Origin of the sequence: Halomicronema sp. CCY15110 (assembly GCF_016888165.1) — a bacterium.
Lineage (GTDB): Bacteria > Cyanobacteriota > Cyanobacteriia > Phormidesmidales > Phormidesmidaceae > Halomicronema.
This window is the reverse complement of record NZ_JACSWC010000390.1, coordinates 1-21,005: the sequence shown is the minus strand read 5'-3', so window position 1 is coordinate 21,005 and position 21,005 is coordinate 1. Positions and strand designations below refer to the sequence as shown.

Below are 21,005 nucleotides of genomic sequence, written 5' to 3'. Positions count from 1 at the left end.
AGTTTCGACTCCGCTCAACTCTCGATACTGGTAGGTTGAGCGAAGTCGAAACCGGATTGAACGGGTACTTTTTTTAGGTGCAGATCCCTAACCTCACACCAAGACCGAGGGATGGGCGGCCTGTTCAACTGCGGCCAAAGCCTCTTTGAGCACCGCGCTCCCGGCCCCCGGCAGGCAGGCATTTTCAGTGATCAGGCGTCGCCAGGAGCGGCTCCCCGGCTGTCCGTGAAACAGCATCAGCAGGTGGCGGGTGATGCTGTTGAGCTTGAGTCCCTGGGCGGTCCAGTGGTCAATGTAGGGCAGCATGGCGTGGACGATCTGCGATCGCGTTTTCACCGCCTCTTTGCTGCTAAAGAATTGGCGATCGTACTCCGCAAACAGATAAGGCGTCTCGTAAGCAGCGCGGCCAATCATCACCGCATCGACTTGGGCTAGATGAGCGTGAGTCTGGGCCAGGGTTTTGATGCCGCCGTTGATCTCAAGCCAAAGGTGGGGAAAGTCGCGCTTGAGGCGATATACGTCTTCGTAGCGCAGGGGCGGCACAGTGCGGTTTTCCTTAGGGCTGAGTCCTTTGAGCCACGCTTTGCGGGCATGGACGGTGAACCGCTGACAGCCTGTTGCGGCGACGGTTTCTACAAATTTTGTCAGGGCGTCATAGCTATCGAGGTCGTCAACCCCGATGCGGTGCTTCACACTGACGGGAATCGTCGTGGCGGCCATCATTGCGGCGATGCACTCCGCCACGAGTTCCGGCTGCGCCATCAGACAAGCGCCAAAATTGCCACTCTGCACGCGATCACTCGGACATCCCACGTTCAAATTAATTTCGTCATAGCCGAAGTCCTCAGCAATGCGAGCGCACTCCGCCAGTAGCTGGGGATCGTCGCCACCGACTTGCAGCACCAGGGGCTTTTCGGCGGGAGAGAAGCCGAGCAGGAGATCGCGATCGCCATATTTAATGGCTTGAGCCGTCACCATCTCGGTATACAGCAGCGTTCGCTGGGTGATTTGCCGCATGAAATACCGATAGTGGCGATCGGTGCGATCCATCATGGGCGCAATGCTGACGGCATAACCCACACCCGAGTTTGGGCCAGGGATTGAATTTGGGGAAGCAAGGACGGTCATGCCGACAAAAAAGATGGTTGAACGGTCTTCCAACTTAACCTAAAGCTGGGGTTGCCGATAGTGAGAATGTGGGCTGGCTGGAGCGCTCGTCCCGGAGCATTTTCTGGAGGGCGCAAGGACTGGTAACCTCGGCGAGGCGATCGCCCGCTCCGGTTTAAATACCCAGTAATTGATTGACAAAGTTCGTATACACTTCCCCAGCGAGGAAATCGGGGTTTTCTAACACCATTTGGTGAAAGGGAATCGTGGTGGGCAGTCCGGTGATAGCGCATTCCCGTAGCGCTCGCTTCATCCGCCGGATTGCGGTGGGGCGATCCGGCCCCCACACGATGAGCTTGCCGACTAGCGAATCGTAGTAAGGGGGAATCTCGTAGTCGGTGTAGACGTGGGAATCGATGCGGACACCGGGGCCGCCAGGGGGCAGATAGCCATTGATGCGGCCTGGGGCGGGGCGGAAGTTGTACTTGGGGTCTTCGGCATTAATGCGACATTCGATCGCATGTCCCTGTAGGTTCACCTGATCTTGCGTGATGGCGAGGCGATCGCCCTGGGCTATGCGAATCTGCTCAGCAATCAGGTCGATCCCCGTGACCATCTCCGTGACGGGATGCTCCACCTGGATGCGGGTGTTCATCTCCATAAAGTAGAAATCGCCGTAAGCATCCACCAAAAACTCCACGGTGCCCGCCCCGACATAGTTGATCGATTGGGCCGCTCGGACGGCGGCGTCACCCATCTTTTCCCGCAATTCCGGGTTCAACGCGGGACTGGGGGACTCTTCCAATAGCTTTTGGTGGCGTCGCTGAATGGAGCAATCCCGTTCCCCCAGGTGAATCACATTGCCGTGGCTGTCGGCCAAAATCTGAAACTCAACGTGGCGCGGCTTTTCGACAAACTTTTCCAGGTAGACACCGGGGTTGCCAAACGCGGCTTCCGCTTCGCCCTGGGCGGCGAAGAATAGCTTTTTAAGTTCGTCGGCGTGTTTGACTAGCCGCATGCCGCGACCGCCGCCGCCTGCGGTGGCTTTAATCATCACTGGATAGCCGATGTCATCCGCGATCGCTCTCGCCTCGGCTGCACTTTTCAACAAGCCGTCGCTACCCGGAATGGTGGGAACGCCGACCCGCTGCATGGTTTCTTTGGCGGTGGACTTGTCGCCCATCGCCAACATCGATGCCGGGGTCGGGCCGATAAAAGTCAGGTTGTGGTCGGCACAAATTTCGGCAAAGCGGGCATTTTCCGCCAAAAATCCATAGCCGGGATGGATGGCTTCCACACCTCGGGTCAGCGCCGCCGCGATGATATTGGGAATGTTCAAATAGCTCTTGCTGCTGAGGGCTTCACCGATGCAAACGGATTCGTCGGCGAGCTGCACATGCAGGGCGTGGCGATCGACGGTGGAGTGTACCGCCACCGTGGCGATGCCCATTTCTTCACAGGTGCGGAGAATTCGGAGCGCAATTTCCCCACGGTTAGCAATCAAAATTTTGGAAAAGCGCATTCGACTCGTAGTGCCCTCAGCAGCAAAAGAAACAGCGGCTCAACGGCTCACTCGATAGCTAACCTGAGGATGATGAGGGCGCTATCGAGCCCAGCCTTAAACCGGATGACGGTAGCTAATCCTACCATGGGGCCGGGGCCTAGATAGCGGGCGAACGCTTGACGGAGATGATTGTGCGGTGGCGATAACGCGCCGGTTACCGCCAGGGTTTTTGGTGACCGCAGCTATGACAGAATCTGGCGGCGGCCTGTGCCGCGATAAATATAGCCGCGGCTGACTAAATCCGTCGCGTCGAACTGAGATTGGCTAGCGGTGGGGGCGATCGCCCCACTCAAAGTCGTCACAGTGGCCGCCGCGATCGCGATCGTCAAGGTGCCAAACATTATTGCTTTCATAGCCGTTCTGAAATATAGGAACACTTCACTTTTCGGCCCACCCCACCCCGATCCGGAGAGTTCAGCTACCGCAAAGACTCGATTGCAGGGCAAGATGGAAAGCAGTTGTGCCAAATCGGCTGATTCATGGAGAAAATCGACGTTACCCAACGGCTGCGGCCTCGCGGCGGGGGCATTCCTGGTATCGTGATTGGCTTTACCTATCCCCTGCGGGCGTTACGACTGTTTCAACAACACCAGTCGCTACGCCCCTACGTCATCGTGCCGCTGGTGATCAATATCTTGCTGGGGACTGTGCTGTATTCCCTGGGCATTTGGTGGGGACGACGGGTGATCAGCGATTTGACGCTGCGCCTCACCACTTGGCTAGAACCCGCCTGGCTCGATACGACCGTGGAGCTGCTGGCTCCCGTCATTCAGTTCTTGCTGATTTTGGTGCTGTTCGTGATTTTGGGGTTTGTGCTGCTGCAATTTGGTGGCATTCTGGGCTCCCCCTTCTACGGTCAGCTTTCCGAGAAGATCGAAATTTTACGGGCAGGTAAGCTTGAAGTGCCCGAGTCGATGGGGATGGCGGCGATCTTGATCGATATTTGGCGCGCCATCCTGTTTGAATTGAAGAAGCTGCTGCTGCTCGCCTGTGTGGGTCTGCCGCTGCTGCTGCTCAACTTTTTGCCAGGGTTGGGGACGCTGTTTGCCACCGCTAGCGGCATCGCCCTGGCGTCTCTGCTGATCTGTCTGGATATGTTCGACGCGCCGTTGGAAAGGCGTCGTCTGAAGTTTCGCCAAAAAGTCGGTATCGTGTTGCGCGGGTTGCCCGCCAGTGGCAGTTTCGCCCTCGCCAGCTTCTTTCTGGTCAGCATTCCGTTTATGAATCTGCTGGCGATTCCGGTGTGTGTGGCTTCGGGGACACTGTTTTTCTGCGATCGCATCCTCCAGCCGCTACCCGAGGAGGCCTCTTCCTAGGGTAGGTAACTGGATCGCAGGGTATGAGGGTCGTTGGGTGACTGGGTGGCTGGGTCGTTGGGGCGTTGCAAGTCAGCCGAAGAGACTTGATCTCCGACCCATTGAAATGCGTTAATAAAAGTCACCAAAAGCATAGACCTCTGCCTAGGTGGCGCTGGCCCAGACTCGAAATTCTCCGCTCTGCCACCCAAGTCCTTCGAGCAGGCTCCCACCCTCATACCCTGCTACCCTCACACCCTGCCACCCTCACACTCCCCCATTCATGACCTTTGCGATCGACTTTGGCACCAGTAACACCGTCATCACCCGCTGGAACAGTGCGACCCAGTCTCCAGAGGTGATTGCCTTACCGGGACTGGCGCAGCAGTTGGGCAACAACCCGCCGCTGGTGCCGTCGCTGGCCTACGTCAAAGATGCAGCGGCGGGCACCGTGCAGATTGGTCAGCAGGTGCGCGATCGCGGCTTAGACGTGAGTACCGACAACCGCTTTTTCCGCAATTTCAAACGCGGGATTGGCACCGCCATTCAAGGCTTTTTGCCGGAGTTGGATGGTCGCACCGTCTCGTTTGAGCAAATTGGCAGTTGGTTTTTGACCGAGGCGATCGCCACCCTTCAGGCCCAAGAGGGTAGCGCCGATTCGATTATCTTCACCGTTCCAGTAGACAGCTTTGAGGTATATCGCCACTGGCTGGGACAAACCTGCGAAGCGCTCAACTTGCAGCAGGTGCGGATGTTGGATGAACCGACCGCAGCGGCCCTGGGCTACGGCATTCAGCAAGAAGAGACGGTGCTGGTGATGGACTTTGGCGGCGGCACCCTGGATTTTTCGCTAGTGGAACTGGCGATCGCGGCCAACCGCAAGCCGTTGGGGTTCATCCTGCGCTGGGGCAACCAGTCCCTGGCCGAGTCCTCGTCGCAGAAACCACAGCGGGCCAAAGTGCTGGCTAAAGCGGGGGAAAATCTGGGCGGGGCCGACATCGATAACTGGCTGGCCGATTATTTTCAAGCCCAGCAGGGGATTGCCGTGACGCCTCTGACACAACGGCTGGTTGAGCGGTTGAAAATTCAGCTTTCCGACCAGGCTCAGGCAACCGAGAGCTTCTTTGATGACGAAACGCTGGAAAGCCTTACCCTCAAGCTCGATCGCGCTACCTTTGAAGACGTTCTGCGGCAGCGACAGTTTTTCGACCGCTTAGATGGCTGCCTGGAGCAAATCTTGCAGCAGGGCCGCCGCCAGGGCCTCAGCACCGAGGACATTGACGCGGTGTTGCTAGTGGGGGGCACGGCGCAAATTCCGGCGGTGCAGCAGTGGCTGTCCGGCTATTTTCCTAAGGAGAAGATTCGCGGCGATCGCCCCTTTACCGCCGTGGCCGAAGGCGCTTTGCAGGTGCAGCAGGGTATCGAACTTACCGACTTTCTGTATCACAGCTACGGTATCCGTTACTGGGATCGACGGAACCGTCGCCACGGCTGGCAGCCGATCATTCGCTCGGGGCAACCCTATCCCTCACCGGAACCCGTCGAGATTGTGTTGGGCGCTTCCACCGACAATCAGCCCAGCATTGAACTCGTGATTGGCGAACTAGGCAACGAAGACGCTCTAGTCACCACGGAAGTTTTTTTTGAGGGCGATCGCTTGGTCACTCGCCAATCGCAAAAAGAGGCCCAGCAGGTGCAGCCCCTCAACGATACCGGAGCCGGACGCACCATCGCCAAACTGGAGCCGCTAGGGGTGCCGGGCAGCGATCGCATCCGCGTACAGTTTGCCGTGGGTGGCGATCGCACCCTGCGCATTACCGTGGACGACATCCTCACGGGCGACACCCTGCTGGAAAATCAGCCCGTCGTTCAACTGAGCTAATCTGAGTCAGATTGCAAGCGTCTGGCTTAGGCTATAAGCGTTCCGAAAACTCGCTTTAGAGGAGGTGCTATGGACGCGATCGCAAGACCCGAAAATCGCTACGCGGCTTACCACGCGCATGTTTATTTCAACGAACAAACGGTAGAGCAAGCAGAACAGCTGTGCGTGTCAGCGGGAAAGACTTTAAACATCTCAGTTGGACGAGTTCACCGTAAACTCGTCGGTCCCCATCCCTGTTGGAGCTGCCAACTCTCGTTTACATCAACTCAATTTGATGCGGTGATGCTCTGGTTAGAACACCACCGCAACGGGCTTAATGTTTTAGTCCACGGGGTCACTGGGGATGATGTTGCCGACCACACGGACCACGCTATGTGGCTCGGCACGCCACAACCGCTAGTGCTGAGTTTCTTTAAAGAAGCACCTGTAGCCTAAAGAAAGTTTTGGTATTGCTCAAGGAGGGTTTGCCAAAGGCAGGCAACCGATTATGACGCTTATGCTCAGACTTGACCGCTGTCGATATGCTGTGCGCCAGCAGCAGCCACCCCCCTTGATTAAACTGCCTTTGAAGCCTTCTGTGACGAATTTCCCGCAGCCCTGCGCGATCGCGACCTCGACGCTTGGTGCAGTGCTTAGTCCGTCGTGTCCGCGCCCGCCGTTGCCCATCGCCCTCCGGTTTCCCTACACTCAAGTTCGGTATCCCCCCCTACAGCGAATCCGATAGACCCGGCACACTGTGAATAGCTGTTAAGCCGGAGCAAATCTATGGGAAAAGTCGTAGGAATCGACCTCGGAACTACAAACTCAGTGGTTGCCGTGATGGAAGGCGGTAAGCCCACCGTCATCGCCAACGCTGAAGGGTTTCGCACGACACCATCCGTGGTGTCTTACGCCAAGAATGGCGATCGCCTCGTCGGCCAAATTGCCAAGCGCGGCGCGGTGATGAACCCCGAAAATACCTTTTATTCAGTCAAGCGTTTTATCGGTCGCCGCGTAGATGAAGTCGGCACCGAGTCCACTGAAGTGGCTTATAAAGTCTTGACTGCGGGCAGTAGCCTGAAATTGGACTGCCCCCAAGCAGGCAAGCAGTTCGCCCCCGAAGAAATTTCGGCACAGGTGCTGCGCAAGTTGGCTGACGACGCCAGCAAGTACCTGGGCGAAACCGTCACTCAGGCCGTGATTACGGTGCCAGCTTACTTTAATGACTCCCAGCGTCAAGCCACCAAAGACGCGGGCAAGATTGCGGGACTGGAAGTGCTGCGGATCATCAACGAGCCGACGGCGGCTTCCCTGGCCTACGGTCTGGACAAGAAGAGTAACGAAACCATCCTGGTCTTTGACTTGGGCGGGGGTACCTTCGACGTTTCCATTCTGGAAGTGGGCGATGGTGTCTTTGAAGTGCTGTCGACCTCAGGTGATACCCACTTAGGCGGTGACGACTTCGACAAGAAAATCGTTGACTCCCTGGCGGAAGACTTCCAGCGCAACGAAGGTATTGACCTACGGAAGGACAAGCAAGCCTTGCAGCGCCTGACGGAAGCGGCTGAAAAGGCCAAAATTGAGCTTTCTAGCGCCGGTCAAGCAGAAATCAACCTGCCCTTCATCACGGCGACTCAAGACGGTCCTAAGCACTTGGAAACGACGCTAACGCGCGCCAAGTTTGAGGAACTCGTCTCTGACCTGATTGATCGCTGCCGCATTCCGGTTGAACAGTCTCTCAAAGATGCCAAGCTGAACCGCGAAAACATCGACGAAGTAGTCTTGGTCGGTGGTTCCACCCGGATTCCAGCGGTTCAAGAAGTCGTGAAGAAGATTCTGGGCAAAGCTCCGAACCAGACCGTGAACCCGGATGAAGTGGTGGCCATTGGGGCTGCGATTCAGGGTGGCGTGCTGGCCGGTGAAGTCAAGGACATTTTGCTGCTGGACGTGACTCCCCTCTCCCTTGGGGTAGAAACCTTGGGTGGCGTGATGACCAAGCTCATCTCCCGGAACACTACGGTGCCGACGAAGAAGTCGGAAACGTTCTCGACGGCGGTCGATGGTCAGACCAACGTGGAGATCCACGTGCTCCAGGGTGAGCGGGAAATGTCGAACGACAACAAGAGCCTGGGCACCTTCCGCCTCGACGGCATTCCTCCGGCCCCCCGGGGCGTCCCGCAAATCGAAGTCATCTTTGACATTGATGCGAACGGTATCTTGAGCGTTACAGCGAAGGATAAGGGCACGGGTAAAGAGCAGACCATCAGCATCACGGGCGCGTCAACGTTGGATGACAACGAAGTCGATCGCATGGTGAAAGACGCGGAAGCCAATTCCGCCGCTGACAAAGAGCGGCGTGAAAGGGTCGAGGTCAAGAACCAAGCTGACACGCTGGCTTACCAAGCCAAGAAACAGATTGAAGAGCTCGGCGACAAGGTGCCGGCTGATGAGAAGGCCAAGATTGACGGTCAGATCAAAGAGCTGGAAGAAGCTGTGGCGTCTGAAGATTACGACAAGATGAAGTCTGTAACCACGGAAGTGCAGCAGGCGCTGTATAGCATTAGCGCGAATCTGTATCAGCAGGCGGGTGGCCCTGATGCGGCTGCGGGTGGCGAAGCGCCTGGCGGTGACGCTGGCGATGCGGGTGCCACTGGTGGTGAAGATGTCATCGACGCTGAATTTACTGAGCCTGAGAACAAGTAAGGTCTCACGGGTCGGCAGATTAAATCGGGAACCTGCCGACCCGACGCTCAGTCCAAAAGCTTGCTCCGGCTAGCAAGAAAAAACGGATGGCGATCGCCATCCGCTTTTTTGTGGCAATTTTTCGGGCGCTCAGATAGGGAACCGGTAGATGATGCCGCCGGTCTCGGTCGCTTCGTACAGCCCGTTGAGCTGCACGGCTTTTTCATCCAGGTAGGCTTTGGTCTCGTCTAAAGACAGGTCGGTCTTTGTGGCAAAAATAAGTGGGTTGACGATGCCATTGTTGCCTTGAATTTCGGTTAAAAAGAGGAGCTCAATTTCGCGATCGCTCTTCGCTTCAATGGCTTGGTGCTGTTGACGCAGACTGTGAATCAGGAGCCCACTAACGGCGATGGGAGGCAAGCCGAAAAGGACAAGGGCAGCTCCGGCCCCTTCTTTATCTTCGGATGAAACCTCAGGGTTTAAGAGTTCAACCACACAATAAATACTGAGCGGGAGTCCCCATAACAGCAGCAGCCCGACGAATATCTTTTTCAGCAGCTTCATGACGACTCCTCTCTGATAACGCCTTCTCCTGATAAGGTATGCCAAAACTCAGCGCATAATTGCGGTCAGGCTCAAGAATCTTGATGACAATTTGACGATCTCGGCCTATGGGGGTGGGGCGGAGTTGCGCTCCCAGAAGTGGCCGTTGGTGTAGCCCTGGATGTGGCGATCGCTCTCCGCCAGGGCCAAGCGCTTTTCCGCCAGACAGCAATATTCATGATTCACCTCAATGCCGATGTAGCGACGCTGGAGCTTTTTGGCGACCACCGACGTGGTGCCCGAACCCAGGAACGGATCCAGCACGACATCCCCGATCTGACTGCTAGCGAGGATCAGCTTCGCCAGTAGCTTTTCAGGTTTTTGGGTGGGGTGGTCAGTATTTTCCGGCATTGACCAAAACGGGACGGAAATATCCGTCCATAAATTAGAGGGATGGGTGAGGCGAAAGCGGCCCTGCTGGGAGTCTTGCCAGTCTTTGGGGGTGCCCTGGCGATCGCGATAGGGCGCGATGACTCGGCGCTTGAGCTTCACCGCGTCCACGTTAAAGGTGTAGCGATCGGAGACGGTGGCAAACCAAATATCCTCAGCGGCGTTTTTCCAATTGGTTTTGGCCCCCCGGCCTTTTTCGCGCTCCCAAGTGATGCGGTTGCGTACGGTGAAATGTTCGGCCAGCAACGGATACACAATGGCGGAGGATTGCCAGTCGGCACAGACGTAAACCGAGGCGGTAGGCTTTAACAAGCGCTTGAGGGGCAGCAGCCAAGACGCAAACCAGGTGAGATAGTCGGCGGGCGATCGCGAGCGAAACAATTGGCCGTTGAAATTCTTACGGAGATTGTAAGGCGGGTCGAGTATAAGAAGATCGACGCAGGCGGTGGGCAGGTGGGCGATCGCCCCTTGGCAGTCTTGCTGCACCGTGGTGTCGAGCACGGCCTCTAGTGTGGTGGCCTGGGTCAACTGTTGGAGCCGCGAGCCATAGATTTGCTCGTCGTCGGGCGACAGCGTCAGGGTACGATTGCGAGGGGCTTTCGGTTTTGATGGCGACACAGCACAATCCTAAAAGTCCGCAAAAATTTAGCGCGGTTCCGACCACGCTGCCCTAGGATAACTCTGACATCATCCCCATTTACCCCTAGCACGCATCGCCCAAGCACGAAACCTGTGACTATTCCGCCGTTTACCAACTCTCAGTGGGCTGCGATCGACGCCCTGGGTCACCAGCTTGACCAACGGTTGCAAGCTGCCCAGATTGGCCTGACGATGGGCGGTGAGCCGACCTACGTTGCCGCCCGCGATCGCACCGATGTGCAATGGCGCTACGCCGCTCTCGGCACCGAAAAACGGCAGCTAGCGGAAGCCCTGTTACTGCGGCTGGAACATCGCTTAAACCAGGTTGGCAGCCTGCGGCATTATGGCATCGGCAAACTGTATCCCGGCGAAGCGTATCCGCGCTGGGCCTTGGGGTGTTTTTGGCGACTGGATGGGCAACCCCTGTGGCGCAACGCCGACCTGCTCGCTCCTCCCACCCCACCAGCTCAACCGCAAACCGGGGCTGCCGCCAAAAACTTCATCCAAGAGTTGGCTACCTGTCTCGCCATTCCCCACACGGCGATTATGGCCGCCTACGAAACCGAAGAAACCGCGCCCGCTGGGTTTGTGCTGCCGCTGCTGACCACGGAAGTGAACGGCACGCCGGTCTGGCAAAGCTGTCGCTGGACGGGTTTTGACCAAGGCATGGTCTTGGTGCCGGGCGATGGGCCAGTGGACTTGCGGCTGCCCTGGACTGAACTCACCGCCACTGACCAGCTGTTGTCCGAGGCCCAGCCTGCCTTGGACAGTGATCCCATTCGCCCCGAACAGATATCGACCTTAGCGCCCGCTAACAGCATTCGGCTAGCCCTAGTGGTGTCGGTGGAACAGGGCAGGGTGCAGGTGTCTTTGCCGCCGATCGCTGCAGCCCGCAGCTTTGCCGATGTCATCACCGCTATTGAAGCGACGGCTGAAGTGCTCGATCAGCCTGTGCAGTTGAGCGGCTATGGCCCCCCGATGAATCAGGGCATTGAGGGCTTTAAGCTCACGCCCGATCCTGGTGTGTTAGAGGTCAACATCCACCCCGTCGCCACATGGCCAGAACTCGTGCAGTTGCACGCCGCCTTGGATGAAGAAGCGATCGCCTGTGGTCTCTCTTGCGAAAAATATGGTCGCGACGGCCAATTGCTGGGGACGGGCGGCGGCGCTCACATCACCATCGGTGGCCCCACGCCTGAGCGCAGTCCCCTCCTGCAACGACCCGATCTCCTCCGCAGTCTCATTACCTACTGGCAGCACCACCCCAGTTTGTCCTACGTCTTTGCCGGGCAATACATTGGGCCCACCAGTCAGTCCCCCCGGATTGATGAAGCCCGCCACGACAGCCTGTACGAACTGGAACTCGCCTTTTTGGCTTTGACACCCGGAAAAGCGATCGCCCCCGAAGTGGTGGATCGTCTCCTCAGTCCGCTGTTGCAAGATGTCACGGGCAGTACCCACCGCACCGCCCTCTGCATCGACAAGCTGTACCCCACCTATAATCCGGCGGCGCAACTGGGCCTGCTAGAGTTTCGCGGGTTTGAAATGCCGCCCTATACGGGGCTGCGACTGCTGCAAATGTTGCTGATTCGGGCGCTGGTCGCCCGCTTTTGGCAACAGCCCTTTACCCAACCGCTCCAACGGTGGGGGCCAGAACTGCGCGATCGCTGGCTACTGCCGCACTATTTAATTCAAGATTTTCAAATCGTGTTGAAGGAGCTGAAAACGGCGGGCCTACCCTTTGAGCTGGACTGGTTCACCCCGTTTTTGCTGCGCCGGTTCCCCCAAAACGGCAAAATTACTCTATTCGAAAATCCCGCCCGGGTGTTGGAATTGCGCACCGCCCTAGAGCCCTGGCCCGTGATTGGGGATGCGGGGGGCGGGGGCACCTCCCGCCCGGTGGATAATTCGATGGAACGGGTGCAACTCTTTCTCACCGGGGCCGTAGGCGATGCTCCCGAAGCCGGGACCCTCGCTAAACGATACGTCATTTTGTGTAATGGTCATCGGGTGCCCCTACGCTCGACGGGGGTAGCCGGGGACTATGTGGGCGCGGTGAGATTTCGGGCGCGATCGCCCCTGCCGACGGATCATGCCGCTTTGACCCCCCATGCACCTCTGCGGTTCGACGTGATTGATACCGGGAAATCGCAGTTCCTCGGCGGCATGATTTACCACCCCGAGCCCGTCGAGGCCGCCACGCTGCCGGTCTCGCCAGAAGCGGCGCGATCGCGATTCCAGCAACGCTTTACGCCCGTGACCGAAGGCCCAGTGCCAGAGCCGTTGCCACCGCTGGTCGTCCATCCCGAAGCCCCCATGACGCTAGACTTGCGATTGGTGCAACAGCGTGGCGAGTAGTGGTCAGTTTTGTCACATTGCGGTTAAAGTAGGCCACAATACAAGGTATTGATAAATTTCAGTGGTAATTGTGGGTAGGCAGCCATGGCGTTGCAGTTTCACCAAGAGTGGCAGCGAATTCAGCGATTGTGTCATCGCGAACCCAAATTTCCCCTGCGGCGGCTGACCTTTGCCAGCGGCGCTCTGTTGTCTGGCGCATTGATGCTCAAAGCAATACCGACCGGCGGCGGCGCAGTCACCCCAGCCGAAGAAAACTTGTGGCGCAGTACCGGCGTCGTGCGGCAGGCCGTGGTGGATTTGTACCGCATTCAGCGATCGCAGCGGCAAATCGCGATCGCTAACTCGACCGCGCCTGACACATTGCCCACTGCACAGACCGCATCCAGCCCTTCCAGTGCCGCTGGAGCCACCTCTGTCCCGTCCCAACCCCAGGCTCCTCAGGCCCAGACCGTCGCCCTAGAAGGCGACGTCATCGACAACGTGTTGGAAATGCGGGTCGCCATTGCCCGCGACGTTTCCTCGCTGACCGTGGGGGCGAGCTCCCCGGGCTGGGGCATCAGTACCGACGGCACCACCCACTGCGACATCACCGCCCAAACGAGTCTGACCGCTTACCCTACGGCCTCCGGTATCAGCTTTGGCGATTGCCAACTCCCCGGAGCCGTGTGGTTAGAAGCGGAGTCAGGCGGCTTCGTCTTTGTGAAAAACGGCTGGTTCAAAGGGCGGGTGCTGCTTTACAACGATGGCGGTCAGTTAATGGCGGTGAACTTTGTGCGCCTGGGCGACTACCTCTCCAGCGTCGTCGGCAGTGAAATGTATCACCACTGGCCCCTCGAAGCCCTCAAGGCCCAGGCCGTGGCGGCACGCTCCTATGCGCTGACCCACCATGTGCGCCCCGCCAGCGACTATTGGGATCTCGATAATACCCAACGTTTCCAGGCTTACAAAGGCATCAACCTGGAGACCGTGAATACCCAACGCGCGGTGGTCGAAACTGCTGGTGAATTTATCAGTTACAACGGCGGTATTGTCGAATCGTTATACGCGGCGTCTGACCAAATTGTGCAAGAGGCCCACGGTGGTCAGGGCATGAGCCAGCACGGTGCCAAAGACCACGCGGTGAATGGCTATAGCTACGACCAAATCTTAGGCGTGTATTATCCCGGTACCAGTCTCTCGCGCTTAGTGGTGGAACAGTAGTCTAGCCAGCGCTGAAAAGTATCTCCGACTGTTTGGATGCCGGTCGATCGCTTTGCCCCATGGTCAAGGTGCGGTCAGGAGAGTGCCATCTGGTTGGATAAAGCCCCAACCTTGCTCCAGGTGAACTCGCGCTAATCCTTCGGAAAACGGCCCCGCATTCTGAAAGGTGGGGGCAATCACCGCTTCTCCGGCCAAATTGATATAGCCATACTGTCCGGCCACTTGCACGGCGGCCATGCCCTCCGAGAAGTCGGCGGCGTAATCAAATTCACCGGCGATCGCCACCTCACCCGTGCGATCGATATAGCCCCACTGGCCCCCTTGCAGCGCCACTGCGTGACCTTGCGAAAAGTCAGACGCATAATCCAACTCCGGTTCAATCACCCACTCGCCCTGGGTATCAATAAAGCCCCACTTTTGGCCCTGACGTACGCGGGCTAGCCCTTCCGAAAAGTTGAACGCGCCGTCAAAGGTGAGGGGAATCGCAATGCTGCCATCGGGAGCGATGTAGCCATACTGGCGATCTACTTTCACCACGGCGCGGCCTTCCGAAAACTGCCAGGCGTCCTTGAACTGAGGTGCAATCACCGGATCACCGTCCCGGTTGACATACCCGTAGACACTGTTTTGCTTCACCACGGCCAAGCCTTCGGTAAAGCTTTCGACCAGGGCAAATTCCGGCTCGATGACCCATTGGCCTTGGGAATTGATAAAGCCATAATTTTCGCCGCCCTGTACCGCTGCCAGACCCTCGGCAAAATCCTTAGCCTGCTTAAATTGCACCGTAATGGCCCAGTTGCCCGAGGGGTCGATATAGCCGTGATAATCGCCCGCCCGCGCCACCGCCAACTGCTCCGAAAAAGCGCCCGCGACTTCAACGTTGGCATCGGCGATCGTCGTCACCCACTGGCCCATCGTGTCGATATAACCCAGCCGTTCACCCAGGCGCACGGCGGCTGAGCCTTCGGCAAAGTCAGTTGCGGTTTCAAATAACAGCGGTTCTGGCATGACCTGAGCAGTCTCGATCACAGTGGGACTTATGAACTCTACCACCACGGCTGACGGTGGCACTGATCCCTGCGCGGCGGGCAGGCTGCATCCGGCGATCGCCAATCCGCCACAACTCATCATCACCTGCGCCGTCCAGCGTAAAAATGCCATGTCCCGAGAATGCGGCTGCGCCTTCAAAGATTGCTGCCTTTAACCTGACAGGAGAAAATTCAGTTCGGGGCAATCCGTCACAATTCGCAGCAACTTTTGAACCCGGCGGTGCCATCTGAAGAGAGCAGGGATGTCCTCGCAGGATGATTGGTCGGCAAAACTCCAAGGGCCGCAGCTAGCCTACGGCTCAGAATTAGGAGAATTGGTACCCCGAAGTTTTTCGAGCCCGTCCAGGAGCAGATTCAGCCCAAATTCAAAGTCATGGAGGCCATTGTGCTGTCCGGTCATGACTTGTTGCGTCAGGCGATGCATATAGGGGTACCGCTCTGGGGGAATCATCGCCACATAATCTTGGGCGGTTTGGGCGTATTCATCCGCCTCAAAGGGAAAGTTCAGTGCTTGCAGGGTAAAGCCGTAAGTGTGGCTGTCGATCGCATTCCACGCATAATCTGCCAGCGGGTACGAAAACCCCGCCTCGACCAAACATCCCAATGTCGCGTCGATGTAACGCAGCATCGCTGGCCCCACATTGACCCGCGACATTAGCGCCATCGTTGCCCAGGGATGGCGCAGCAGCACCGCATGGGCCGAGGTTGCCCGCTGCCGCATGGCGGTTTGCCAATCCACGGTCAGACTGGGCAGCGCCATTTCTGCCACCACTAACTCGACCATGCCATCGATGATGTCGTCTTTATTCGCTACGTGATTGTAGAGCGACATCGCCTTGACGCCCAACGCCTGAGCCAACTTGCGCATGGAGAGGGCCGCCAACCCTTCCGCATCAGCTTGCTGGAGCGCCACCTGCAAAATGCGATCGCGGCTCAGGGGCATCGTGCCCGTGGATTCCGAAGGTGAAGATTTAGCCATCGCAAACTTTCGTCATCACTCAAAAACGTCGCCGCCGCAGTCGTTTGACCTGCTGTCGAGTATTGTGATCGCTCTCCATATTGACAAACTTACGCCGTAAGTTAAGCTTACAGTGTAAGTCAGGGTGGACGCAATAGCGGTCGGCCCTATTCTTTTTCCATAGGAGGTGACTTGATGACTGTGATGAGTGCTGTGACATCCAATACTGAAGTGCAAACTATGAAAGCGATCGCCCAAACCGTCTACGGTGGCCCGGAAGTTATGGGTCTGGTTGAGGTCGCCAAGCCCACCCCTCAAGAAACTGAAGTGTTAGTCAAAGTTCGGAGCGCTTCGGTGGATGCTGGGGTCTGGCACCTCATGCGGGGGACACCGTTTTTGATTCGGTTGATCTACGGTGGCCTGCGGCGGCCCAAGCACCCAATTTTGGGCAGTGCGATTGCGGGGGAGGTCGAAGCCGTTGGGGCCGACGTGACTCAATTTCAACCCGGCGATCGCGTGTTTGGTGATCTGTCCGAATCGGGCTTTGGGGGCTTTGCCGAATATGTCTGCGCCCCCGAGACTGCGATCGCCGCCCAGCCGACCAACCTCACCGCCGAGGCCGCTGCCATCGTGCCCGTTTCTGGCGTCTCTGCCCTGCAAGCCCTGCGCGACGTGGGCCAACTGCAACCGGGCCAGCGAGTGTTGATTATTGGCGCGGCGGGCGGTGTGGGTTCGTTTGCGGTGCAAATTGCCAAGGCTCTGGGAGCCGAAGTGAACGGGGCGTGTAGCGCCCACAAGACTGACCAGGTGCAGCAACTGGGAGCCGATCGCACCCTTGACTACAGTGACCCAGCGTTAACCCAGCCCGATCAGCCCTACGACCTGATTCTCGACACCGCCGCCTATCGCGATTTTGCGGACTATCTCCCGGCATTGAAACCCGGCGGCACTTACGTGATGGTGGGCGGCTCGACGGCGGCTTTCTTTCGAGCCATGTTGCTCGGGCCGTGGGTGGGCAAACGCCGCGATCGCCAGGTGAAATGCCTCGCCGCCGCGCTGAACCAGGCTGATTTGCTAACGCTAAAAACGATGATTGAGGCGGGGCAAGTGACGCCGTTGTGCGATCTCACCTATCCCCTAGCTCAAGTGCCCGACGCCATTCGCGCGATCGAACAACGCCAGGTGGTGGGCAAAGTCGCCATCACGCTCTAGGGCCTGTCATCATTTAGTCATCAAAGCCTTGCGGCAAAAGGACGACAGGGCCTATCGGCTACCCGTTGAACAGTCCGTCATCCGTCGGTTGCCGCGGCCTATCCGTACAGCCGCGTGGCGGTTTCAGGCGGTGATGGCCGCGTGGCGTCCCGACCTTGCAGGAATTACCGAGCCAGGATCGGCAGCAGCAAGGTCACAAAGTAGTAAACGATCGGAGCCGTGAAGACATAACTATCCGTGCGATCGAGAATGCCCCCATGCCCTGGGATCAAATCGCCCGAATCTTTGACCCCAGCATCGCGCTTCATGAGGGATTCGGTAAGGTCGCCGAGCAGGCTGGTGATGCCAATAAAGGTGCCCAGCGTGCCCCCAGAGAGGGGACTAAACGGCCACCCCAGCAATTGTGAACCCACCATGCCGATTAAGATGCTGACGAATAGCCCCGACACGGCCCCTTCTACCGTTTTCTTCGGGCTGATGTTTGACAATGGCGTTTTGCCCAACCAGCGGCCAACAATATAGGCCCCGATATCCGACCCAATGATGCAGGCAAAGGCGAGTAGGGTCGCCGTGAGGCCCGTGGGCAACGTCGCCACTTGCAGCGGCCAGCTGGGCCAAAATCCCTCTAACGGCAAAGTCGAGAGCGAGTCGAGATCCCGCAGGCGCACCCAATAGCTGGGCAGATAACCGCCGTAAAACAGTCCCAAGATGGAGGCGGCGACATCGGCGATCGTGGCAAATTTGGGCTGAAAAAGTAAATAAAAGCAAATGAATGTGCCCCCTAGTGGCAGCACAGCATTCGCCAGAGAGGGGGACACATGGGCAAAAATGAGTAACAGTTGACTCACTAATAGGGTGATTTTGGCGGCGGGCAAAATGCCTTTGGCCTGCACCAGTTGAAAAATTTCGCGCTGCCCTAAAAAGATAATGACCCCAAAAGCCAGGGTGAAATACCAGCCCCCTAAGACCACAATGGGGAAGGCAAATACAATGGCAACGAGTGCGCTGATCGTTCTTGTCAGGGGCATAGGGTGGGGCAGTCAAGCAATAAGAATTGACGGTATGGTTGGCCCGGTCTTGAAGAGAAAGCGAGCCCCAAGAATGGTTGCATACTCAGGTTTATGATAGTAGACCTAAGCCGAATGGTTGTGCCAACGTTTGGGGGAATCAAGCCCACGATGGGCTGGAGCCTGGAAGCCTGGAACCAACGTCAACGATCGCGGCCTGGCCTGGTTAAACCGCGTCCTCCCAATCCGATTTGACGATCGCGATCGCTCGACTCACCGCTGCTCGGCTCAATTTTGGTAAGTCCATGAGCGGACTGGGCCGATGATGGTGACTGGACACTGTTTAAGAGAATCATTGTGATTCACCCTGGCCCTCTGGTCGAGATTTTCGATAAGCTGAATACACTTCTGAGCGATAAAGCGCTCACATTCCCCAGACAATGACCACAATGGTGGGGGATACTGGAAACCCGGCTCTGAATATCATCAAAGTTTATGCATAAGACTCAAGATCTTCACGTTGTTGAAACCCGCCCCCTCGCGAGTCCCGCGTTGATTCACCACGAACTGCCCCTGACGGAGACGGCAGCTGCACTGGTGACCAAGACCCGCGATCGCATTCGCAACATCCTCTACAACGAAGATCGTCGGTTGCTGGTGATTGTGGGGCCCTGCTCGGTGCATGATGTTGATGCCGCGCTGGACTATGGCCAGAAACTAGCGCCACTGCGGGATGAGCTGGCGGACTCGCTGGAAATTGTCATGCGGGTGTACTTCGAAAAACCCCGCACCAATATTGGTTGGAAAGGCCTGATCAATGATCCCCACCTGGATGATAGCTACGACATCAATACGGGCCTGCGACTGGCCCGCAAACTGCTGCTAGATTTGGCCCATTTGGGGCTGCCCGCGGCGACGGAACTGCTCGACCCCATTACGCCCCAATACATTGCCGATGTGATTGCCTGGACAGCGATCGGGGCGCGCACTACGGAGAGCCAGACCCACCGAGAAATGGCCTCGGGCCTCTCCATGCCCATTGGCTTTAAGAACAACACCGACGGCAGCCTACTGGCGGCCATGAACGCCATGCTGGCCGCGAGCGGTTCCCATCATTTCTTGGGCATCAACCATCACGGCTTGGCTAGCATTGTGGCCACTACGGGCAATCCGGACGGGCACTTGGTGCTGCGCGGGGGCAAGCACGGCCCCAATTACGACATTACCCATGTCGAGCAAGCGGCTAAAGAGCTGGCTGAACTGGGCATCAATCCTCGCATGATGGTGGATTGCAGCCACGCCAACTCCCAAAAAGATCACCGCAAGCAACTGGATGTGCTGGATAACATTGCTCAACAGGTCAAGGCGGGCAGCCGTCATATCCTGGGCGTCATGGTGGAAAGTCACCTGGTGGAAGGGAAGCAACCGATTCCCCAAGATTTGTCGCAGCTTCAGTACGGTCAGAGCATTACGGATGCTTGCGTCAGCTTTGATCAGACGGCCACTATGCTGAGAAAGCTGGCCAAGGCGATCGCCCCCTTTACCTCCCAAGCGGTGACTCGCTAGCCAACCTGGCGAAATCGTGGGTAGCCTAGAAACGTGATGGCTCACCCCAACTTCTTTCGCCCTATGCAAAAAGTCACCTTATTTCTCGCCTCCTCCTCCGAACTCAAGGAAGATCGCGACCAGTTTGAGATCTTCATTTATCGCAAGTGCAAAGCTTGGTTTGACCGAGGCATTTTCTTGCATTTGGAGATTTGGGAAGACTTTTTGGATGCCATGTCGGCGGGGGGCTTGCAGAGCGAATACAACCAGGCGATCAAAAACAGCGATATTTTTGTGCTGCTGGCCCACAACAAGGTGGGCAAATACACCGCCCAGGAATTTGGCGAAGCTTTTGGGCAATTTTCTGCCAGCCAGAAGCCGTTTATTTTCACCTACTTCAAACCGCCGACCACCACGAACCGGGAAGAGTTGCAAAGTCTCTGGGCCTTTGAAGATCAATTGCAGACGCTGAAGCATTACAAAACCACCTACGACAACCCTGATGCGCTATTGCGGCACTTTGGCGATCAGCTCGATAAGCTGGCCGCCAAAGGCTTTATAGAGGTCTCGCCGAGTGAAGCGGCAGCAACGGCCCCGACGACGGACCCAGGGGCGACCACGACCACTGTCACCGGGAACCGCAATGTAGTGGGCGATGGCAACACCGTGACCGACAGCTCTAAAACCTACAACATCGACCAGATCGACACCGCCACCTTTGAATGATGCAACGGGCATAGGGGACGGTTCCTTCAAAAGGAACCGTCCCCTTCTCACTCCGGCGACCAATTTCCCCAATCTCCAATTCCACGATGGGCGACATCAAAACTTACAACATCGGCAATATCACCAACGCTCAGTTCGTCACTCAATCGGTGGACTATCAGGAGTTGGTGCAGCGCCTGGCGGAAAAGCAAGAGCTGGTGGAAATGTACCAGGCTACCGGCAAAACCGACAAAGCCCTGAAAGCGGGGGCCGAGCTGGCGGAGCTGGAGCAGCAGCTAGAAGCGTTTAAAGAGAACGTGGTAAAGCTGGCTGAAACCTTTAGCAAAATCGCCATCGACACGGAACGCCTGGCCCAGGCCAAAGCCTATTTTGAGCAGGGTCAGTTTCGCGCAGCCGACGCCGTCCTCAACGCTGAGGAGATGGGCCAAGACCTGGAACGGCTGAACGCGCGAGAACAGCAGCTCGACCAAGAAAAAACCGAAATTGCCCAGGGCAAGGCTCAGATTGCCGACGAATTTTTGATTAAAGCCCGCCTGCAAACCATCGCCTACCACCAGCCCGACTGGTTTGAGCGATCGTGTGAGTATTTTGAAGCCGCCCTGCAAGCCACCCGCACCCCCACAGCAGTATTTGAATACGCCGTTTTCTTGCAAAAGCACAACAGCTTTGACTTCGCCAAGCCGCTGTATGAAGAATATCTCGCCATCAGCCGTAATCTAGCCGAGGAGAACCCGCGCACCTATTTGCCCGACGTCGCGATGACGCTGAATAATTTGGCGGTCTTGCAGCAGGCGCAAAATGAGTTGACC

17 protein-coding genes and 1 pseudogene are annotated in these 21,005 nt (G+C 57.2%); 10 read left to right on the top strand and 8 right to left on the bottom strand.

From position 1 onward, the window contains the following. Window positions 1-93: 93 nt before the first annotated feature. The 3 genes from dusA to JUK32_RS19450 form a co-directional block, all read right to left on the bottom strand. The gene (gene dusA / locus JUK32_RS19460) at window positions 94-1,128 is read right to left on the bottom strand and encodes a tRNA dihydrouridine(20/20a) synthase DusA (protein WP_204140529.1); all 1,035 of its coding nucleotides are present in this window, start codon (window positions 1,126-1,128) and stop codon (window positions 94-96) included. Between the two features lie 154 nt (window positions 1,129-1,282). Continuing rightward, a complete protein-coding gene (gene accC, locus JUK32_RS19455; RefSeq protein WP_204140524.1) occupies window positions 1,283-2,629 on the bottom strand; it encodes an acetyl-CoA carboxylase biotin carboxylase subunit in 1,347 nt (448 codons plus the stop codon). A gap of 224 nt (window positions 2,630-2,853) precedes the next feature. Continuing rightward, window positions 2,854-3,024 (bottom strand): hypothetical protein, encoded by a 171-nt coding sequence (locus tag JUK32_RS19450; protein WP_204140523.1) that lies wholly within the window; start codon window positions 3,022-3,024, stop codon window positions 2,854-2,856. A gap of 126 nt (window positions 3,025-3,150) precedes the next feature. Here JUK32_RS19450 and JUK32_RS19445 point away from each other — a divergent pair, with 126 nt between their 5' ends. From JUK32_RS19445 to dnaK, 4 genes are all read left to right on the top strand, one after another. After that, a complete protein-coding gene (locus JUK32_RS19445; RefSeq protein ID WP_204140522.1) occupies window positions 3,151-3,987 on the top strand; it encodes an EI24 domain-containing protein in 837 nt (278 codons plus the stop codon). Window positions 3,988-4,249: 262 nt separating this feature from the next. Continuing rightward, entirely contained in the window at window positions 4,250-5,848 is a 1,599-nt protein-coding gene (locus JUK32_RS19440; RefSeq protein ID WP_204140521.1) for an Hsp70 family protein, read from the top strand. A gap of 69 nt (window positions 5,849-5,917) precedes the next feature. Further along, window positions 5,918-6,283 (top strand): DOPA 4,5-dioxygenase family protein, encoded by a 366-nt coding sequence (locus JUK32_RS19435; protein WP_204140520.1) that lies wholly within the window; start codon window positions 5,918-5,920, stop codon window positions 6,281-6,283. A 330-nt stretch (window positions 6,284-6,613) separates the two neighbouring features. Next, entirely contained in the window at window positions 6,614-8,530 is a 1,917-nt protein-coding gene (gene dnaK, locus JUK32_RS19430; protein WP_204140519.1) for a molecular chaperone DnaK, read from the top strand. Window positions 8,531-8,659: 129 nt separating this feature from the next. On the opposite strand, the gene JUK32_RS19425 is transcribed toward dnaK, so the two are convergent. Together JUK32_RS19425 and JUK32_RS19420 are read right to left on the bottom strand one after the other, a co-directional pair. Next, window positions 8,660-9,073, bottom strand: coding sequence for a hypothetical protein (locus JUK32_RS19425; RefSeq protein WP_204140518.1), 414 nt, complete (start codon window positions 9,071-9,073; stop codon window positions 8,660-8,662). 105 nt (window positions 9,074-9,178) lie between these two features. After that, entirely contained in the window at window positions 9,179-10,120 is a 942-nt protein-coding gene (locus JUK32_RS19420) for a site-specific DNA-methyltransferase (RefSeq protein WP_204140517.1), read from the bottom strand. Between the two features lie 6 nt (window positions 10,121-10,126). Here JUK32_RS19420 and JUK32_RS19415 point away from each other — a divergent pair, with 6 nt between their 5' ends. Both JUK32_RS19415 and JUK32_RS19410 read left to right on the top strand, forming a co-directional pair. Beyond that, on the top strand, window positions 10,127-12,499 hold the full coding sequence (locus JUK32_RS19415) for a transglutaminase family protein (RefSeq protein ID WP_309224588.1): 2,373 nt from the start codon (window positions 10,127-10,129) through the stop codon (window positions 12,497-12,499). 84 nt (window positions 12,500-12,583) lie between these two features. Further along, complete coding sequence (locus JUK32_RS19410) at window positions 12,584-13,699, top strand: SpoIID/LytB domain-containing protein (RefSeq protein WP_239112866.1); 1,116 nt, start codon at window positions 12,584-12,586, stop codon at window positions 13,697-13,699. 63 nt (window positions 13,700-13,762) lie between these two features. Here the strand turns inward: JUK32_RS19410 and JUK32_RS19405 are convergent, their stop codons facing one another. Beyond that, complete coding sequence (locus JUK32_RS19405; protein ID WP_239112865.1) at window positions 13,763-14,860, bottom strand: WG repeat-containing protein; 1,098 nt, start codon at window positions 14,858-14,860, stop codon at window positions 13,763-13,765. 180 nt (window positions 14,861-15,040) lie between these two features. Beyond that, a complete protein-coding gene (locus JUK32_RS19400) occupies window positions 15,041-15,727 on the bottom strand; it encodes a TetR/AcrR family transcriptional regulator (RefSeq protein ID WP_204140516.1) in 687 nt (228 codons plus the stop codon). Between the two features lie 174 nt (window positions 15,728-15,901). Between JUK32_RS19400 and JUK32_RS19395 the strand changes: the two genes are divergently transcribed. Further along, window positions 15,902-16,918: an NAD(P)-dependent alcohol dehydrogenase gene (locus tag JUK32_RS19395; protein WP_239112863.1), complete on the top strand. Its 1,017-nt coding sequence runs from the start codon at window positions 15,902-15,904 to the stop codon at window positions 16,916-16,918. A gap of 164 nt (window positions 16,919-17,082) precedes the next feature. On the opposite strand, the gene JUK32_RS19390 is transcribed toward JUK32_RS19395, so the two are convergent. Then, window positions 17,083-17,946, bottom strand: a complete 864-nt coding sequence (locus tag JUK32_RS19390) for a phosphatidate cytidylyltransferase (RefSeq protein WP_204140515.1) — start codon at window positions 17,944-17,946, stop codon at window positions 17,083-17,085. Between the two features lie 474 nt (window positions 17,947-18,420). Here JUK32_RS19390 and JUK32_RS19385 point away from each other — a divergent pair, with 474 nt between their 5' ends. From JUK32_RS19385 to JUK32_RS19375, 3 genes and pseudogenes are all read left to right on the top strand, one after another. Next, a complete protein-coding gene (locus JUK32_RS19385) occupies window positions 18,421-19,491 on the top strand; it encodes a 3-deoxy-7-phosphoheptulonate synthase (protein ID WP_204140514.1) in 1,071 nt (356 codons plus the stop codon). A gap of 63 nt (window positions 19,492-19,554) precedes the next feature. Next, the gene (locus tag JUK32_RS19380) at window positions 19,555-20,196 is read left to right on the top strand and encodes a hypothetical protein (protein WP_204140513.1); all 642 of its coding nucleotides are present in this window, start codon (window positions 19,555-19,557) and stop codon (window positions 20,194-20,196) included. An 86-nt stretch (window positions 20,197-20,282) separates the two neighbouring features. Further along, window positions 20,283-21,005: pseudogene (locus JUK32_RS19375) on the top strand (hypothetical protein); the annotation flags it as partial.

Bases quoted from the DNA above. Each gene is read 5' to 3' on its own strand.
- JUK32_RS19395 (WP_239112863.1), top strand. From the start codon at position 15,902: ATGACTGTGATGAGTGCTGTGACATCCAATACTGAAGTGCAAACTATG.
- JUK32_RS19385 (WP_204140514.1), top strand. From the start codon at position 18,421: ATGCATAAGACTCAAGATCTTCACGTTGTTGAAACCCGCCCCCTCGCG.
- JUK32_RS19390 (WP_204140515.1), bottom strand. From the start codon at position 17,946: ATGCCCCTGACAAGAACGATCAGCGCACTCGTTGCCATTGTATTTGCC.
- dnaK (WP_204140519.1), top strand. From the start codon at position 6,614: ATGGGAAAAGTCGTAGGAATCGACCTCGGAACTACAAACTCAGTGGTT.
- JUK32_RS19440 (WP_204140521.1), top strand. From the start codon at position 4,250: ATGACCTTTGCGATCGACTTTGGCACCAGTAACACCGTCATCACCCGC.
- JUK32_RS19450 (WP_204140523.1), bottom strand. From the start codon at position 3,024: ATGAAAGCAATAATGTTTGGCACCTTGACGATCGCGATCGCGGCGGCC.
- JUK32_RS19405 (WP_239112865.1), bottom strand. From the start codon at position 14,860: ATGGCATTTTTACGCTGGACGGCGCAGGTGATGATGAGTTGTGGCGGA.
- JUK32_RS19410 (WP_239112866.1), top strand. From the start codon at position 12,584: ATGGCGTTGCAGTTTCACCAAGAGTGGCAGCGAATTCAGCGATTGTGT.
- accC (WP_204140524.1), bottom strand. From the start codon at position 2,629: ATGCGCTTTTCCAAAATTTTGATTGCTAACCGTGGGGAAATTGCGCTC.
- JUK32_RS19400 (WP_204140516.1), bottom strand. From the start codon at position 15,727: ATGGCTAAATCTTCACCTTCGGAATCCACGGGCACGATGCCCCTGAGC.
- JUK32_RS19380 (WP_204140513.1), top strand. From the start codon at position 19,555: ATGCAAAAAGTCACCTTATTTCTCGCCTCCTCCTCCGAACTCAAGGAA.
- JUK32_RS19445 (WP_204140522.1), top strand. From the start codon at position 3,151: ATGGAGAAAATCGACGTTACCCAACGGCTGCGGCCTCGCGGCGGGGGC.
- JUK32_RS19435 (WP_204140520.1), top strand. From the start codon at position 5,918: ATGGACGCGATCGCAAGACCCGAAAATCGCTACGCGGCTTACCACGCG.
- dusA (WP_204140529.1), bottom strand. From the start codon at position 1,128: ATGACCGTCCTTGCTTCCCCAAATTCAATCCCTGGCCCAAACTCGGGT.
- JUK32_RS19425 (WP_204140518.1), bottom strand. From the start codon at position 9,073: ATGAAGCTGCTGAAAAAGATATTCGTCGGGCTGCTGCTGTTATGGGGA.